15 protein-coding genes are annotated in these 16,876 nt (G+C 43.6%); 9 read left to right on the top strand and 6 right to left on the bottom strand.

What is annotated here, in order from left to right:
• Positions 1–156: 156 nt before the first annotated feature.
• Entirely contained in the window at positions 157–801 is a 645-nt protein-coding gene (locus AC5EUN_RS13810; RefSeq protein ID WP_058868943.1) for a HEPN domain-containing protein, read from the top strand.
• Positions 802–863: 62 nt separating this feature from the next.
• On the opposite strand, the gene AC5EUN_RS13805 is transcribed toward AC5EUN_RS13810, so the two are convergent.
• Positions 864–2,054 (bottom strand): MFS transporter, encoded by a 1,191-nt coding sequence (locus tag AC5EUN_RS13805; RefSeq protein ID WP_159153629.1) that lies wholly within the window; start codon positions 2,052–2,054, stop codon positions 864–866.
• Between the two features lie 1,064 nt (positions 2,055–3,118).
• On the opposite strand from AC5EUN_RS13805, the gene AC5EUN_RS13800 reads away from it, so the two are divergent.
• The 6 genes from AC5EUN_RS13800 (at position 3,119) to AC5EUN_RS13775 (ending at position 8,984) form a co-directional block, all read left to right on the top strand.
• Positions 3,119–4,246, top strand: a complete 1,128-nt coding sequence (locus AC5EUN_RS13800; protein ID WP_159153630.1) for an NAD(P) transhydrogenase subunit alpha — start codon at positions 3,119–3,121, stop codon at positions 4,244–4,246.
• Between the two features lie 11 nt (positions 4,247–4,257).
• Entirely contained in the window at positions 4,258–4,581 is a 324-nt protein-coding gene (locus AC5EUN_RS13795) for a proton-translocating transhydrogenase family protein (RefSeq protein ID WP_004692331.1), read from the top strand.
• Between the two features lie 3 nt (positions 4,582–4,584).
• Positions 4,585–6,039, top strand: a complete 1,455-nt coding sequence (locus AC5EUN_RS13790; protein ID WP_004692329.1) for an NAD(P)(+) transhydrogenase (Re/Si-specific) subunit beta — start codon at positions 4,585–4,587, stop codon at positions 6,037–6,039.
• 97 nt (positions 6,040–6,136) lie between these two features.
• Positions 6,137–6,838, top strand: coding sequence for an FG-GAP repeat protein (locus AC5EUN_RS13785; protein ID WP_159153631.1), 702 nt, complete (start codon positions 6,137–6,139; stop codon positions 6,836–6,838).
• A 183-nt stretch (positions 6,839–7,021) separates the two neighbouring features.
• Positions 7,022–8,359: an ammonium transporter gene (locus AC5EUN_RS13780; protein ID WP_159153632.1), complete on the top strand. Its 1,338-nt coding sequence runs from the start codon at positions 7,022–7,024 to the stop codon at positions 8,357–8,359.
• A 16-nt stretch (positions 8,360–8,375) separates the two neighbouring features.
• Positions 8,376–8,984: a hypothetical protein gene (locus AC5EUN_RS13775; protein ID WP_159153633.1), complete on the top strand. Its 609-nt coding sequence runs from the start codon at positions 8,376–8,378 to the stop codon at positions 8,982–8,984.
• Positions 8,985–9,031: 47 nt separating this feature from the next.
• On the opposite strand, the gene rsfS is transcribed toward AC5EUN_RS13775, so the two are convergent.
• The 5 genes from rsfS to AC5EUN_RS13750 form a co-directional block, all read right to left on the bottom strand.
• Positions 9,032–9,436, bottom strand: coding sequence for a ribosome silencing factor (rsfS, locus tag AC5EUN_RS13770; protein ID WP_004692321.1), 405 nt, complete (start codon positions 9,434–9,436; stop codon positions 9,032–9,034).
• 75 nt (positions 9,437–9,511) lie between these two features.
• Entirely contained in the window at positions 9,512–10,306 is a 795-nt protein-coding gene (locus AC5EUN_RS13765; protein ID WP_159153634.1) for a hydroxypyruvate isomerase family protein, read from the bottom strand.
• Between the two features lie 15 nt (positions 10,307–10,321).
• A complete protein-coding gene (locus tag AC5EUN_RS13760; protein WP_159153635.1) occupies positions 10,322–11,197 on the bottom strand; it encodes an NAD(P)-dependent oxidoreductase in 876 nt (291 codons plus the stop codon).
• A gap of 34 nt (positions 11,198–11,231) precedes the next feature.
• Complete coding sequence (locus tag AC5EUN_RS13755) at positions 11,232–12,020, bottom strand: crotonase/enoyl-CoA hydratase family protein (RefSeq protein WP_010325925.1); 789 nt, start codon at positions 12,018–12,020, stop codon at positions 11,232–11,234.
• Between the two features lie 113 nt (positions 12,021–12,133).
• Complete coding sequence (locus AC5EUN_RS13750) at positions 12,134–14,947, bottom strand: GacS-like sensor histidine kinase (protein WP_010325926.1); 2,814 nt, start codon at positions 14,945–14,947, stop codon at positions 12,134–12,136.
• 153 nt (positions 14,948–15,100) lie between these two features.
• Between AC5EUN_RS13750 and cysM the strand changes: the two genes are divergently transcribed.
• Together cysM and AC5EUN_RS13740 are read left to right on the top strand one after the other, a co-directional pair.
• Complete coding sequence (gene cysM, locus AC5EUN_RS13745; protein WP_005400763.1) at positions 15,101–16,030, top strand: cysteine synthase CysM; 930 nt, start codon at positions 15,101–15,103, stop codon at positions 16,028–16,030.
• A 22-nt stretch (positions 16,031–16,052) separates the two neighbouring features.
• Entirely contained in the window at positions 16,053–16,874 is an 822-nt protein-coding gene (locus AC5EUN_RS13740) for a 3'-5' exonuclease (RefSeq protein WP_004692313.1), read from the top strand.
• The last annotated feature ends 2 nt before the right edge of the window (positions 16,875–16,876 follow it).

The following is a 16,876-nucleotide window of genomic DNA, read 5'->3' as shown; positions in this document are numbered from 1 at the left end:
ATTGAAATATAGAAAACAGAATGTTTTTTTTCGATAGAACCTTCACACTGAACTAGCGGGATTTATCAATCACTATGTCCTAGCAGGGTTGAATTGAATTTAGCTTAATCATTCAGTATGTTGAATACATAGAAGAATAAAGTATAGGAAAAGCCGATGTTGCTTTTAGAAGAAATTTTTAAAACTAAAAAAGTACAACAGAGTGATGAGTTTAATCTGAGAATACATCGCGGGCTGAGTTGGTTGAAGCAGGCATTACTGCTCGATCATGATCCCGATTTACAATTTATCAGCCTCTGGATTTCCTTCAATGCGATATATGCACAAGACTTGGGGCAAAGTCAGGACAAACAGAGTTTACGTCAGTTCTTACATTTAATTTGCCAACATGATGTCGATCATAGAATTTATAGCATTTTATGGGACAAATTTAGTCAGCCTATTCGTATGCTCTTAGACAACCAATACACCTATCAAGGGTATTGGGACTATCAAAATAAGAAAATTGCTTTAGAGGTCTGTAAGGCTCAGCTTGAACAAGAAAAGAAGAAAGTGGCGAAAGCGCTACAGCAGAAGCATTCGGTCGATATTTTACTGGTACTGTTTAACCGTTTATATACCTTGAGAAATCAGCTGATGCATGGCGGTTCAACCTATAAGAGTTCGTTGAACCGCAAGCAGCTACAAGATGGCTGTCAAATTTTATCGGCTTTGCTGCCCGCATTTTTGTACATTGCTTTGGAAAATGCCGATAGCCTCGATTTGGGGAAACCTTTTTATCCCGTGGCTCAGGTCAGTTAGAGCTAAAAAAGTAGTGTCCAAATAAAAAGACAGTTTACTCAGTAAACTGTCTTTTTTGAGGGTTAAGCAATACCATGTCTTTTGCTATATAGGGTATCCAGCAGAGCAAAGACACCTGCCATCATCACCAGTGTAATACCGACTAAACACGTACTGCTCCAACCGCCGTGATGCCATGCATAGACACCTAGTGCCGAGCCACACGCACCACCAATAAAATATAAGGTCATATAGATGGAGTTCACCCGAGACTTCGCATCGGGGCGTAAACGGAAAATCACGTTTTGGTTACAACTGTGTGTGGTTGCAAGCCCTAAGTTAATCAGTGCATAACCGATGATGTAGCTGATGAGTGAACTCCCGCCTAAATATAGGAACACCCAACTGAGGGCTAACGTCCCGCAGCCGACCCAAGTCAAAAGCAGGGTATAACCGCGATCGGCCCATTTACCAATCCACTGAGTGGAGAGTGCACCAAATACGCCGACTAAAGTTACCACGCCGACTAAAACATCCGAAAGTTGAAATGTCTCAGAGGTTAAAAGTAGGGCAATGGTTGAAAACAGCATACTCATGGCAGCAAAAGCAAATCCACCCGTGATTGAGCGAAACACCAAACGAGGCTCTTGTTGCAGCAGACTCCCCATGGACTTAAAAATGTCGAAATAGGTGATTTTAAGTTTTGGTAGTTGGGGGAGTTTTCCTTTCATCAGAAGGGCCAAAGCAAACATGGCGATGCCACTCAGCACATAAATCATTTTCCAGTGCCATAAATCTGAGAGTAATCCCGCCACACTGGTCGATAGTAAAATTCCGACCAGTAAGCCACTCATGAGGAAACCGACCACTTCTCCCGTTTTTTCAGGTTTGACTGCCATCGTAGCCAGAGGAATCAGCACTTGTGCTGCAACTGAAAAGAGTCCTGTAATAATGGTGCCTAGCCAGAGCATCGATAAGTTGGTGGATGTCGCACAGATAAACAGCCCAGCAGATGCGCCAAACATCAGGAATGGAATCAGTTTGGCTTTGTTCAACATGTCGCCTAAGGGCACAATGAACAGTAAACCCAAAGCATAGGAGACTTGAGCAAAGGTCACGGTCAAAGCTACTTGTTCTTCTGGTGCTTGAAAGCTTTGCTGAATAGAGGAAATCAAAGGCTGGCAATAATAGTTTGCCCCTGCACATAAGCCGCAGACAATTGCCATCAGCCAGAGCAGAGATTTGTCTCGACTGATGTCGAAAGAAGTATTCATAATGAGCCTTTGATGAGGGAGTATTTTTTAGAATGACGTTTACATCGTGCTTTGAGCTAAATAGATGCATCGTTTCAGAAATTGTATACGAAGCTGATTCAAAAGCCTAAAACAAGCGAGAAAAGGCTGCATAAAAAAATAAGTCGAAGATGAAGACACAGCAAATAGTATGACCTGTTCTCAGGCCGACGTTTTCATCTAATACAATCAAAAAATGATGATGTTTCGAATTTCCTGTCAAAAAATAATAAAAATCTTTAAAAAATTCTGAACATGCCTGTCTATTTTGTATGAAATTGTTGCATTCGATCATTTTTACTCATCTTACACATCAAAGATTTGGGACCAATTACTGAAATATTCATCTATTTAAGGTATTTTTGCTCAATTATGGTGCATTTTTGCTTGGGGTTAGTATGTCAATGCGTGCCATTATCATCCGATAAAATATGAAAAAAACATTTTTGTTGGTTATTTCTCGTTTCAGATCTAGTTAAACGCGATCAACCCCTCCTTGTATTTTTAGATGATCCATTCCAAATACGCGTTTTAGTTGAGCTAAATTTTGAGCATTGGCATTTTTGATCGATGAAAAATAGGGACAGGCCAATTCGAAGCTTTTGCAAATGGGGCAAAACTGTCATTTAAGTCAATGTCTGCAAAGTCTGCGTGACGACAGATGGTAAAGCTCGATGAATGACGGATTCGGGTTAATCTAAACGTGGTGGTTCATATTCTTGGATTGGTCAAAAAGATCAATACTGCGGAATTAAAGGACTTGGTTTTGTGCAAAAAAAGTACAGATTTTAGTGTGAAAAGATCTCTAGCTCAGAATTTGAAGAGAAATAAATCAATTTTTAAGCGGATTCAAAGTAAATAAACGAGATATCACCCAATATTTTTTATGAATCACCAGTTCAGTATATGGGTATTTATTAAATAAATAGTGGGTGGTATTTTAAAAAAGTTTCATTAGAATCCAAAAATTCATAAGAACATCCTGTGAGAAAACATTGCCTAATCGGTGATGTTTACTTTAAGAAAAACTAGCTTGAGGGACGCTCATGCAGATCGGAATTCCAGCCGAAACTGTCGTCGGTGAAAATCGTGTAGCCGCAACGCCAGAAACGGTAAAAAAGTTGATCAGTGCTGGTCATAGTGTAGTGATTGAACGTAGAGCAGGTGTGAAAGCTGCTTATATCGACAGTGCTTATGAGCAAGTCGGTGCTAAGCTGACAGATGATGCCTATACCGGTAGCCAAATGATTTTGAAAGTACGTGCCCCTCAGGGTGCTGAAATTCAAAAGCTTGCGCCAAATACATCGGTTATTGCCATGTTTGACCCGTACCGTAATACGGAGCTTGATCAATTTGCATCACAACAAGTGTCTGCATTTGCTTTGGAGCTACTACCACGAACTTTATCTCGTGCGCAGAACATGGACGTATTATCTTCACAAGCTAACTTGTCGGGTTACAAGTCAGTGCTTCTTGCTGCGGCAGAGTACCAGCGCATGTTCCCAATGTTGATGACGGCTGCGGGTACTGTAAAACCTGCACGTGTCGTGATCATGGGGGTCGGTGTTGCTGGTCTACAAGCGATTGCGACAGCAAAACGTTTGGGTGCTGTGGTTGAAGCAACGGATTTACGTCCGACTGCGAAAGATCAGGTGGAATCTTTGGGTGGCAAATGGTTAGACGTTCCTATGTCTGATGAAGAAAAGCAAAAAGCTGCTGCCGCTGCTAAAAACGGTTATGGCTGGATGCCAGGTGAAGACTATATCCGCGATCAAGCCATCATTGTAGATAAAGCTGTTTCAAATGCAGACATCGTGATTACCACTGCACTTTTACCTGGTCGTGATGCACCTCGCTTAATTAAAGCTGAAACGGTTGCCAAAATGAAACCAGGTTCAATCATCCTTGATATGGCGGTTGAAACAGGCGGTAACGTTGAAGGCTCTAAAAATGGTGAAAATGTTGTGACTGACAACGGCGTAACCATTTTAGGTATTCCAAACATTCCGTCTACAGTTTCAACTGAAGCTTCTGCTTTGTATGCACGAAATGTCTTGAACTTCTTAGATACTTTATTTGATGCAGAGAAAAACTTTGCCATCAATCCTGAAGAAGAAATTCAAAAAGCCCTTCTAGTAACTCATGGCGGTCAAGTACTGCTGAAGCGTGGTTAAGGAGATAGATCATGGTTGAAACAATTACAATTTTCGTCCTTGCCATCTTTGTAGGCTACTACGTCGTGTGGGGCGTTACGCCTGCACTACATACACCGCTTATGGCAGTAACCAATGCGTTGTCATCGATCATCGTGGTGGGCGCAATGATTCAAACGGTGGGGATTCCTGCAATTGGTGTTGATGCGAATGTTGCATTCCAAAGTGTGAATGTGGTGAGCATCTTAGGTGCAATTGCGGTGTTCTTAGCAAGTATCAATATTTTCGGTGGCTTCGCAGTAACAGCGCGTATGCTTGAAATGTTCAAGCCAAAGCAAAAGAAAAAAGAGGGCTAATATATGGAATTCATTCGAGACTATGCGGATTGGTTCTACCTGATTGGTGCTGTCCTCTTTATCTTAACTTTACGTGGTTTGTCTGGCCCGAAGACAGCGATTCAAGGTAACCGCTACGGCATGATCGCAATGGCGATTGCTGTAGTGACCACCTTCTTTGTGGCAGATCATCCTGTGATTTGGATGATTGGCGGTGCGATGGTGCTGGGTGCGATTGTGGGTATTGCCCGCGCACGTACTGTACCTATGACGCAGATGCCTGAAACGGTCGCATTGATGCACTCTTTGGTGGGCTTGGCTGCTGTTTTAATTGCAATCGCGGCAATTCTACATAACAACCAACTGACTGCCTTATTTGCACAAAATGAAGCGGCATTAACTGCTGCGGGTGTGCAACATGCACACATGAGCAAGGTTCATTTATTTGAATTGTTCGTGGGCTGTTTTGTCGGTGCGATTACCTTTACAGCGTCTGTATTTGCTTATGGTAAATTGGCTGCAAAAAAATGGGCAAAAACCATTTCTGGTGCATGGGTTAAGCCTGTACAAGCGCTGATTTTCCTTGCAATGCTGGCATGTGGTGTGTACTTCTTCACAACAGGCAATATGAATGCATTCTGGGCCATGACTGCACTGGCACTTGCATTCGGTTGGGTGTGGATTGCACCAGTCGGTGGTGGTGATATGCCGGTGGTGGTATCGCTATTGAACTCATTCTCTGGTTGGGCAGCAGCAGGTATTGGTTTCACACTTGAAAACAACATGTTGATCGTTGCGGGTTCACTGGTGGGTTCTTCAGGTGCGATTCTGTCTTACATCATGTGTAAAGCCATGAACCGTTCAATCATCAACGTTTTGTTTGGTGGTGCAATGGGTGGAACTGCGGTAGCTTCTGCAGACAAAGGCGAACAAGCACAGCGAAACCATCGTTCTGGTTCAGCAGATGACGCAGGCTTCTTGATGTCAAATGCAGATAGTGTTGTGATCGTACCGGGTTATGGTATGGCACAAGGCCGTGCACAAAATGCGGTGAAAGAACTGTGTGAAATCTTGAAAGAACAAGGTGTAAAAGTGCGCTTCGCCATTCACCCTGTTGCTGGTCGTATGCCGGGTCATATGAACGTACTTTTGGCTGAAGCTGACGTGGCTTATGAAGACATCTTAGAGATGGATGAGATTAACTCTGACTTCCCTGCAACAGATGTGGTGCTTGTGATTGGTGCGAATGACGTAGTCAACCCTGCGGCGAAAGACGATCCAACATCTCCAATCTATGGTATGCCAATTCTTGAAGCACATAAAGCACGTACCATTATGGTCATCAAACGTTCTATGGCGACAGGTTATGCAGGTCTAGACAACGACTTGTTCTATAACGAAAAAACCATGATGATCTTCGGTGATGCGAAGAAAGTGGTTGAAGATATGACCAAAGCAATCAATGGTGGTGGACACTAATTCTCCTCCTAGAGTGTATAAAGACCACCTTCGGGTGGTTTTTTTATGTTTGCAGCTTTTGCTAAGATGATGTTTAGCTTTTCAATAAGAAAACAATATGAACATAAATCAGATCTGGTTTCATGTACTGCTGATATTTGGTGTGTTTGTTTTGAGTCAAACTACTCAGGCTCAAGTCTTCGAAATAAAAAATGCATCGAAACGCTATGATGTAAAAATGACGACGAACTGTACGGACAGGAGCTGCGATGGACAAGCCAATATTGATCTTTACCTAAAAGGGACAACACAGCGCTTTCAGCGGTTTTCCTCGGCTGAATTGACGATGGATCTGGACGAAACTGATAAACCGTCTGTCAATGTGGTGCAGCTTTATGGTGAGCAAAGTGCCGTGATTTTTGCCGACTTTAATTTTGACGGCAGTGAGGATGTCGCCATCCGTAATGGTAATTATGGTGCTTATGGCGGGCCAACTTACGATGTTTATGTCTTTCATCGGACTAAAAATAAATTTGTGCTGAGTCAGGAGTTATCGGCCTTAACTCATGAAAATTTGGGCATGTTTGAGGTCGATCAAAAACAGAAAAGAATCTTAACCTTCAATAAAAGTGGATGTTGTTATCACATCCGTTCGGAATATATTGTAATTCCTAAACACGGTTTGAGTTTAGTCAAAGAATTTATTGAAGATGCAACAGTTCAAGAGGGAAAGGTTAAAGTGACGGAGCGAACGCTGAATCGTGGTCGATGGGTAGAGAAGGTCCACTATTATGCTGTGGATGAGTACTATAAAAACTAAAAGCTATGTTTTATCAATCAGCTGATAAATGTGCTTTGGCCCTTTTATGGTGTATCGCTTTTTCGCCTTGTTTGAATTGTCCATTTATATTGGTGGGCATGGATCATGATTAAATATCTGTAAGGTGTTGAAACACTGGCATTGATTTTGCAATTGAGATGAATAATCTTTTGGGGATTATTCATGAAAAAAATAAAATACTTACTCTTCTTTGTGTGCTGTATTACTTTACCCAGTTTTGCTGCAGAACCCCTGCCAACACAGGCTCAAAATATTCAAGAAATTCGTCTCTCGCTTGACAGTGTCTGGGTGGTGCTCGGTGGCATCTTGGTGTTTTTCATGCAAGCAGGTTTTGCCCTGATTGAAAGTGGTTCGGTGCGCTCTAAAAACACCATTAATGTACTCATGAAAAACTATATGGATGCGTGTTTAGGGGGCTTGGTGTTTTGGTTGATTGGCTTTGGTTTGATGTTTGGTGTCAATTCGAGTGGTTGGATAGGAACTTCGCATTTTGCCCCCAATGTTCTGGATGACTGGCACTGGAACCTCTTGTTCTTTCAAATGATGTTTGCGGCTACCGCCACGACGATTGCCAGTGGGGCGATGGCTGAGCGGATTCACTTTGTGGCGTATATCGTGAGTGCTGCGGTGGTCAGTGGTTTGATCTACCCGATTTTTGGTGCATGGGCTTGGGGGAGCTTATTTGATGGCGAGGGTTGGCTAAAAGCCATGGGTTTCATTGACTTTGCAGGTTCAACGGTGGTGCATTCGATTGGTGGATGGGTGGCTTTAGCCGGAATTATTGTGTTGGGGCCTCGTTTAGGGCGGTTTGGGCGCAATGGACAGGTCCATTATTTGGCAGGACATAATTTACCGTTGGTGGCGCTAGGCGGTTTTGTTCTATGGCTGGCATGGTTTGGTTTTAATGCGGCCTCTACTGTGAAGGCGGATGTGAGTATTGGGCGGATTGCCTTGAATACGCATTTGGCGGCGTGTGCTTCGGCAGTTGCCTATATGGTTTATACCCTAATACGTGGTAAAGCAATTTTAATGCGCGGCACCATTAATGCCTCCTTGGGTGGGCTGGTTGCAATTACGGCGGGTTGTGCAACCATGAGTCCACTGTATGCCATCATCAGTGGGGCGGTTGCAGGTGTACTGGTCAGTATTTTACCAGTGGTGATGGAAAAACTCCGCTTGGATGATGTGGTCGATGCGGTGACTGTGCATGGTTTTTGTGGGGCATGGGGCACATTGGCAGCGGGGCTATTTTTTGAAAACCAAATGTTTAATGCGGGGGTCATTGCGGTACAAGGCTTGGGTATTTTGACAGCCTTTGCTTGGGGTTTTGGTGTGGCGTTGATCGTCTTTAAAGTTTTAGACGTTGTGCTTGGTGGTTTGCGGGTGAGTAAACAACATGAACAACGTGGCTTGGACTATACCGAACATGCAGAACTGTCTTATCCCGAGTTTCAGCGTGATGTGACGTTTGAAACTGATGATATGACCAAACGTCATTAATGAAAGAGGATAGCTCATGTCGACTGAAACATTAACTATTTTACAAAAACGCCAAGCGATCGAGCGTGGACTGAGTCAGTACTTACAAGGAACACTTTTAGAGCAAGTATTGAATCACTGGGAAGCGAAATATGGTGATCAACCCTCCTTTGTCCTGAATCGTTTTTTGAGTGAAATTTGCACCACAGAAGAATTACGTTACTTTCGAAAAGACATGCTCAAAAATGTCTTGGCCGAGATGGCCCAAGTTGAAAAACAAGTGTTGTTGAACCCATCTGCAAAAGCATCGAAAAGCGAACAAGGGGGAGTGGTGTTACTCGATGCATTGACGTTTTTTATGCAAAATATCTGTCAAGCAGTCAAAGCCGTTGATGTGCAGGAGTTTGAGCGTGAGGTGAAAACGCAGCTAGACCTTTTATCTATTGTGATTGATACATATCAGGCCTTGGATGATCGAGCAGTACTTGAAGCTTTGCCCATGACTCAATATGCGCAGGTCTTGACGGTCTGTTATGAAAATTATTGTGAATTTTATGGTCCAGCAAAAGCAGATCAACTCTATGCCCATGTGAAGCGCCAAGTGAAAGAGCGTTACCCAATGATCGATATGCATCGCTTAATTTAAATAAAAATATACATAAAAAAAGCGACCTTCAGGTCGCTCTTTTCATATTAGGCTACAGTTTCTTCTGGGGCTGCACGCCAAAGGCTTTCTAGGTCGTAGAAACGACGTGCTGTTGGCAACATCACGTGCACAACAACAAAGCCAAGATCAATCAAGATCCATTCTGCATCACGTTCGCCTTCGACACCGAGAGGGCGGAAGCCTGCTTTACGTGCTTCTTCAGCAACGTTATCAGCAAGTGCTTTGATGTGACGCGTTGATGTACCGCTTGCAATCACAATTGCATCAGCGACGTTGCTGATTAGGCTGACATCAATCGCTAAAATATCTTTTGCTTTTACATCTTCAAGGGCTTCATGTACAACTTTTAAGCAAGCTTGTACGTCGGCAGCTTGGGTATTCATTGCGAAATCGTGAGAATTAGAAGCGCTGGGCGATGGTTCTAAATTCATAAAGGGAATTTTTCCGGACAATAACTCATCTTATAATATAGCGTTTTTAGGCGAAAATTTCAAATCTGCAATGGCTCAACTTTGAGGATGTGCGGCAAAGTATTTTGCCTTCCATGCAAAGGACTGAGTTGAAACAGTTTTTGGTCGATATTCCGCCGCAATAAAACCGTCATAACGGCTGTGTTGTAGCCATTCAAAAATATTTGCATACATAATTTGTGCAGTATCTGGTTCATGCCGCCCCGGACAGTCTGCAAATTGGATGTGACCAATAGCTTGAATATTTTCTTGTAGCCCTTGCAACACATCTTCACCCATCATCGCCATGTGATAGCAGTCGTATTGCATTTTAAGTGCAGGATGTTGTACTGCTTCTAACATTTCCTGTGCTTGAGCAATATTTTGCACTAAGAAGCGCGGCATATCGGTGCCGTTGATCATTTCAAAGACAGGCTGAATGTCATGTTCACTGAACATATGGCAGGCCAGTTTCAGGTTTTTGGACAAGGTATTTAAACAGGGCAGTAGGTCGGCATCTAGGGGTTGTTTACCCGCAAGGATATTCACATTTGGCACTTTGAGTGCGCTAGCGTATTGCACTGCTAACTGAAGAGCGTGATGAAACTCTAGCTCTTTGCCGGGGACACCCGCGAGTCCATTGCCACCAGTCATTAAGTCGCCCGCAGGAACGTTAATGAGGCAGAGACTTAGGTCATAAAGCGTCAGCTGAGTTTGAATTTGTTCAATGCTGAGTTCATAGGGAAATTGGATTTCCACATGTTTAAAGCCAGCAGCTTGCGCTAAAGCAAAACGCTCAAGCAACGGTACTTCGGTAAAAATCATGGATAAATTTACAGCAAGTTTGGTCATGATTTTCTCCTGATTTTATTTGGCTTGTTGTTCTACTTGTAATATGACTGAGGCAAGATCAGCTTCAGCATAGCCTTGTTGTTGGTGTACTTGCAATTGCTGAAGTGCTCGCGCTGCAACAGGAATGTCGAGTTGGTGCTGCGCAGCAAGCTGCACGGCGTTGTTCAAGTCTTTGGACAGGGTTTGAACTTTCCACTGTACGGGCTCAAACAGATGAGTCGCCATACGTGGACTTAAAATTTGGAAGGGTTTCGAATCGGCAAAACCGCCTGCAAGCGCAGGTGCGAGTAAGCGAGTGTCCACGCCAGCTTTGGATGCTAAAGCAACCGCTTCTGCAATCAGCGTGCTATTGGCTGCCACAATCAGTTGATTACAAATTTTGGTGGCTTGTCCTGTTCCTGTGTTGCCCATACAGGTGACACGTTGCGACAAGATATTATAAATCAAAGACAAGTCTTGAATCGTCTGTGCATCGCCACCAGCAAAGATGACCAGCGTACCTTGTTCCGCACCGATAGTTCCCCCTGAAACAGGTGAGTCGATCCATTGCACCTGTTTTTGTTCGGCACGTGCTGCAAGGCTCAGGGTTTGCTCCACCGAAAGACTGGAAAAGTCGATAATCACTTGCTTCGCCGTCAAAAACGGTTCGATTTGTTCATAAACGCTGAGTGCGGCTTTGTCGTCCGCTAAACAGGTTAGGATTACAGGATGGTCGGCAATATTCTGTAGCGTTAAGTCTGTCGCCCCTAAATCAATGAGTGCATCGCAGGCACTGCGGGTGCGGTTCCATACAGCGACCTCGAAACCCGCTTGAAGTAAGCGGGTGGCCATACGGCTGCCCATGAGTCCCATGCCAAGAAATGCAATTTTAGTGTGTCGATCGAAACTCATGGGACCCTCTTTGATTGTCAGTGCTTAAATACTGTTATTTGTATTGGCGTGGTAGATACTGCGCGTCGGGTTGTTTATCTTTTTTACGTGCGATTTGGCTATTTTTACCTAACAGTAATTTGAGCTGCCAAATTTTTTCCAAACGTAAGGATTTTTTAGGCTTATGCTGCATGGCATCCAACACATATTTTGAGGCCATGAGTGCATCTGGTGAGCGTTGTAACATTTCTTCTGCAATGGCTTGGGCTTTAGCAAGCGGTGATTCATCAAGATGTGTGACTAAGCCGATTTCTTTGGCATAAGTTGCATCGAAAATACGTGCCGTAAGCGTTAACTCTTTGGCAAGATCTAGTCCGATCAAACCTTTCAAAGAACGCGTCAGTCCCATATCAGGAACCAGTCCCCAACGGCTTTCCATAATCGACATTTTGGTTGCAGGGTGTGCGACACGAATGTCTGCCGCTAAAGCCAGTTGCATACCAGCGCCAAAGCAAAATCCTTCAATCGCGGCAATCACAGGAACAGGCAGTTCTTGCCAAATTAGGAAAGCTTTTTGAAAGAGGCTTTGTCCAGGTTTGATCAGTTCCCATGCGGCATAGGCGCGATTCTTCGGATTGTTCAAATCGGCAAGATCAATGCCTGCACTAAAGACTTGCGCTTCACCAGTGAGGATGACACAGCGAATGCTGCGGTCTTTTTTAATTTTTTCAGCAGTTTTAACCAATTCGCGTAACAAGTCGAAACTCATCGCATTGCGTTTATCTGGACGGTTAAGTGAAACAGTGGCAATGCCGTTTTTGTTTTCAATGCGAAGTAAAGCCATGATGAGAACTCTTATTTTTTGCTCGCACGGAGCATAGCATAGCTCTCGTACGGATAAATGACACCAAGAGTCACGTCACAACTTGTCTTAGGTGTCATGCTCTTTTGAATGTTTTATGGGCTATGTTTGATTAAAATTTGCTGTGCCGCATGTTGTACTTGTTCAATCACAACTTTGAGTTCATTGAAACGCTTGATGGTTTCTTGAACAAATTGTTCATCTGCTTTACGACGTTCTTTACGTAAGGTTGAAACAAACTGTTCAAATGTCCCTGTTGCTTCTTGTAAGTTGGGTACACCGACATAGCGTGTTGCACCATACAGGCGGTGTAGCACATGCTCCAATTGTGGGAAATCTTCCATTTCAATCAACTGTTTCATTTCATGCAGCTCAGTATCAAAACTATCCATTAACATACGCAGCAAGTCGACTGCTAAGTCTTCTTTATTGGCGGCTAACTGTAAGCTTTGCTGCCAGTCGAGTACCTTAGGATCGAGTGCTTCAATCACGATGGCTTTTTCAACGGGTGAGCCTTTGTTGAAGCGATCAGTGGTCCAATGGGTCAGGATTTGAATAATCTGATCAATTTGAATCGGTTTGGTGACATAGTCATCCATGCCAACTTGCAGTAGTTTTTGTTTTTCATCGGCTAATGCATGTGCGGTGAGGGCAATGATGGGCAAACGTTTATGGTTTTCAATGGTTGACTCCAGCGCACGAATGGCACGTGTGGTATCGACCCCCGACATGACAGGCATTTGAATATCCATAAATACCAAATCAAAAGCTTTGCTGTCGTGTTCAGCACGCTCTTGTAAAATCTCTAAGGCTTGTTGACCGCTTAAAGCTTTTGTTGTCTTGACATTCAATTCGCCCAGCAGGGCTTCAAGGACAATCAGGTTAGGGAGATGGTCATCCACCGCTAAAATATGTAAGCCTTGACCATTGAAGGACTCCATTTCATCTTCTTCAAATAGCGGTTGATTGCTGAGTAATTGAATCAAAGCACTCCGACTGAGCGGTTGGTATAAGGGTCGTGCGCGATACTCATTCAGCGTAGTCAAATCGAGTGACATCTGGTAACCATAAACCGCAAGGTTACCGCTATAACGCTGACGAATTTCTTTTAATAAGGCTTCGGTATCGCCACTGTGATCAACAATTAACCATGTATTTTCCACATCTTGAGGCAGTCTGTTGAGGTGACTGAACAAGTCTAAAATTGAACTCGATTCGATGTGCTCCACAGCATAGTCTTCAAGATAATGACGCAGAATATTGGCCGTTGCAGGATGTGCCAAATACGAAACCACTTGCATGTCGCTAAACTGAGGATGCTCAACGTACTCATCTTCTTCATTGACCATAAACATGGCTGTAAACCAGAAGGTGGAACCTTTTTCGGTGGGCGCGCGTTCTTGGTTGTCCTCAAATCCAATTTGCCCCTGCATCAAATGCACTAGCTGTTTGGAAATCGCTAAGCCTAGACCTGTACCGCCAAATTGGCGCGTGACTGAAGCATCACCTTGCGAGAAAGACTCAAACAGTTTTTTGCGGTCGGTTCCACTGAGTCCGATGCCGCTGTCTTGTACACTAAAGTGCAATAGGCACTGTCCAATATCATCTTGTTCCATTCTTGCGCGGACGATGATCTCGCCATCAGGAGTAAACTTAATGGCATTGGAAATCAGGTTGGTTAAAATTTGTTTGAAGCGTAGGGCATCTCCAACCACATGCTTTGGCACATTGTCGGCATAGTAAAAGGCCATATCGATATGCTTTTGTGCAGCAAGAGGAGATAGCATATCCATAACATCAAAAATTGCTTCTTCTAAATCAAAAGTTGCAGTATCGAGTTCTAGTTTACCGGCATCAATTTTTGAAAAATCTAAAACATCATTAATCAGTGCTAGTAAGTGTGCAGATGATTTACGGATGGTTTGTAAATACAGGTTTTGATCATTGTTGAGGTTGTCTTGACGCAGTAACAGGTGAATAAAACCATCAATACTGTTCAGTGGCGTGCGCAGTTCATGGCTGATATTGGCCAAGAATACAGACTTGGACTGACTTGCTGAAATGGCTTGGTCACGCGCTTGACGATAGGTAATGTTTTGTACTTCTAAAGTGTCAAGGGTTCGACGTAAATCGTCTTCCGTCTGCTCAGTGTGTTCTTTCAATTCTAAAAAACTAAAATGCAGGCGTTTCACCACATTGGCAATATCGCGCTGTAGTAAGCGTAATTCACCAGTACTGTTAATCAGCATGTGTTGATCGAGGGTGTCGGCATTTAAACGTTGTAGCTGCATGCGAATTTCATACATCGGCGCAATCCAGCGTCGCGAGTAGAAATTTAAACAGAGTAAAAGTAGTAATAGTGTCAACAGACCTGTCGCAATCAACACAATCAACACGCGATAACGGGCAATTTGTAAAGGCTGGTTATCTAATTCAACCACCAACTGCGCAGGCGTGCCTGTAAATTGGTTGATGGGCAAACCATATACTGTATTACCTTTAAAATTCATCGGGCCAAAAAAATCAGTATTTTTTTTCAACGCAGGCCACGGCGCTTGGTCTTGGTAGCCAATGCTGAGTTTGTTATTGCCTTTTTCATCAATAATTGCGGCACGAATCAGATGTTTTTCATCTAACATCTTTTGCATCAAATAACGTGCATTTTCATACTGCCAAGGGGAGGCATTCACCAAATTGATCGCCGCTTCTGCATCCAGCTGGTAGCGCGTTAAAATCGCAATCGCCATTTGTCGCTGCTGGGCTTTGGCTGCATTTGAAGTTTCGGTAATAACCAGTAATGCACCTACACAGGCCAAAATCATAATCGGCACGAAAATAAGTGCAATGAGCTGTCCATAAGCATGGTTTAAGTGCAGACGATTAAATAACTTTTTATTGATATTTGACATGGTGCAAGTGATTTATTCCCTATGCTTTGAAGTGTAGCACGCTTTATAAAAAATCGATGGTGCTTTAATCACTTTCGCGAAAAAGCACGCTAAATGGGTGCAGGGACTGGCATTTTTCCATACAATAGGCGCACCTCGATCAAGGTGCAAAGAATGAGTACTACATCCACTGATTTTCAAGCAGACGAATTTTTGTTAGATCACTATGTTGGAAAAACTCCACTGGTGCGTTTACAGCGTCTGGCTAGTCACACTCAAGCAACAGTATTGGCAAAGTTAGAAGGCAACAACCCCGCAGGTTCTGTCAAAGACCGTCCCGCGTATAACATGATTATGCAAGCGGAAAAGCGAGGGCAAATCCAGCCGGGCGATACCTTGATTGAAGCGACCAGTGGAAATACCGGCATTGCACTGGCGATGGTTGCTGCGATGCGTGGCTATCAGATGAAACTGATTATGCCCAACAACATGAGCCAAGAACGTAAAGATGCAATGCGTGCTTATGGCGCGGAACTGATTGAAGTGACCAAAGAACAGGGCATGGAAGGTGCACGTGATTTGGCTTTGCAAATGCAAGAAGAAGGCAAAGGGCATGTACTCAACCAGTTTGGTAATCCTGATAATGTTGAAGCACATTATTTAACGACTGGGCCTGAACTTTGGCAGCAAACAGGTGGCAAAATCACTCACTTTGTAAGTTCAATGGGCACTACAGGTACCATTATGGGGGTCTCTAAATATCTCAAAGAGATGAACCCCGACATTCAAATTATTGGCTTACAGCCATCGGATGGTTCAAGTATCGCAGGGATTCGCCGCTGGCCTGAAGAATATTTACCAACGATTTTTGACCGCAGTCGGATTGATCAAATTATTGATATTCCGCAAATTGAAGCGGAAAAAACCATGCGTAAATTGGCGCAAAAAGAAGGGATTAGCGCAGGAACTTCTTCAGGTGGTGCGGTGTGGGCATCGATTAAAATTGCTGAAGAAAACCCTGGTGCTGTCATTGCGTGCATTATTTGTGACCGTGGTGACCGTTATTTATCGACGGGTCTTTTCTCTGTGGTCGATCCTGAATAAAACAATAAAAGAGAGTCCTGCTATGCGTTTACCCGTTCTCACCTTTGATATCGAAACAATGACAGATTTGAGATCGGGGGCGCATTTATATGGTTTAGATTTGCCTGAGGCTGATTTGGAGGCGGCACTGACCAAATTGCGTCGCCAAGAATCAGGCATGGATTTTCAGCGTTTGGCTTTGCATGAAATTGTGTGTATTTCAGGCTTGTGGTTGGATGACCAAGGCCAGATGAAACTTTTTTCTTTTAGCCGTGAGCAATATTCGGAAGCAGAAATCCTCAGTAAGTTTTTATCCATATTTGATAAGCGCTTACCAACTTTAGTGAGTTGGAATGGCGCTCAGTTTGACTTACCTGTAATCATGCTTCGCGCTATGTATCATGGTTTAACTGCACCTGCTTTGTTCGATCAGGGCGAAATTGACACACAAAAGCGCTATAATAACTATCAGAACCGTTATCATCAGCGTCACATCGATCTGATGGATGTGATGGCAATGTTTAATGGACGTCATTTCCAAAAGCTAGATGATGTTGCTCATTTATTGGGGTATCCCGGTAAACGAGGCGATGGGGCTTATCATGTACCTGAATATGTTCGGGCGCAGGAATGGCTCAAACTCACCAGTTATTGTGAAGGTGATGTGCTAAATACATGGTTGGTGTATTTGCGTTGGCTCTTGCTCAAAGGGCAATTGCTCGCTCAAGACCACCGTCATTTTATTGATCAAACCATCCAGTTTTTACAGGCCCAACCGCAGCATCAAGACTTTTTGTCGGTGTGGCGTGAGACCTCACAGCAGACGGCTTTTACCGCTGCCGATTTTTCTCCTTCCCATCTTTAGGT

The sequence above is a fragment of the Acinetobacter sp. CAU_H_S170_2 genome (assembly GCF_058890445.1).
This window is presented reverse-complemented; position numbering and strand designations above follow the sequence as displayed.

Excerpts from the sequence above, each read along its gene's own strand:
- AC5EUN_RS13810 (WP_058868943.1), top strand. The coding sequence starts at position 157 with ATGTTGCTTTTAGAAGAAATTTTTAAAACTAAAAAAGTACAACAGAGT.
- AC5EUN_RS13795 (WP_004692331.1), top strand. The coding sequence starts at position 4,258 with ATGGTTGAAACAATTACAATTTTCGTCCTTGCCATCTTTGTAGGCTAC.
- AC5EUN_RS13775 (WP_159153633.1), top strand. The coding sequence starts at position 8,376 with ATGTCGACTGAAACATTAACTATTTTACAAAAACGCCAAGCGATCGAG.
- AC5EUN_RS13800 (WP_159153630.1), top strand. The coding sequence starts at position 3,119 with ATGCAGATCGGAATTCCAGCCGAAACTGTCGTCGGTGAAAATCGTGTA.
- AC5EUN_RS13780 (WP_159153632.1), top strand. The coding sequence starts at position 7,022 with ATGAAAAAAATAAAATACTTACTCTTCTTTGTGTGCTGTATTACTTTA.
- AC5EUN_RS13785 (WP_159153631.1), top strand. The coding sequence starts at position 6,137 with ATGAACATAAATCAGATCTGGTTTCATGTACTGCTGATATTTGGTGTG.
- AC5EUN_RS13740 (WP_004692313.1), top strand. The coding sequence starts at position 16,053 with ATGCGTTTACCCGTTCTCACCTTTGATATCGAAACAATGACAGATTTG.
- AC5EUN_RS13755 (WP_010325925.1), bottom strand. The coding sequence starts at position 12,020 with ATGGCTTTACTTCGCATTGAAAACAAAAACGGCATTGCCACTGTTTCA.
- AC5EUN_RS13760 (WP_159153635.1), bottom strand. The coding sequence starts at position 11,197 with ATGAGTTTCGATCGACACACTAAAATTGCATTTCTTGGCATGGGACTC.
- AC5EUN_RS13765 (WP_159153634.1), bottom strand. The coding sequence starts at position 10,306 with ATGACCAAACTTGCTGTAAATTTATCCATGATTTTTACCGAAGTACCG.
- cysM (WP_005400763.1), top strand. The coding sequence starts at position 15,101 with ATGAGTACTACATCCACTGATTTTCAAGCAGACGAATTTTTGTTAGAT.
- AC5EUN_RS13790 (WP_004692329.1), top strand. The coding sequence starts at position 4,585 with ATGGAATTCATTCGAGACTATGCGGATTGGTTCTACCTGATTGGTGCT.
- rsfS (WP_004692321.1), bottom strand. The coding sequence starts at position 9,436 with ATGAATTTAGAACCATCGCCCAGCGCTTCTAATTCTCACGATTTCGCA.
- AC5EUN_RS13750 (WP_010325926.1), bottom strand. The coding sequence starts at position 14,947 with ATGTCAAATATCAATAAAAAGTTATTTAATCGTCTGCACTTAAACCAT.
- AC5EUN_RS13805 (WP_159153629.1), bottom strand. The coding sequence starts at position 2,054 with ATGAATACTTCTTTCGACATCAGTCGAGACAAATCTCTGCTCTGGCTG.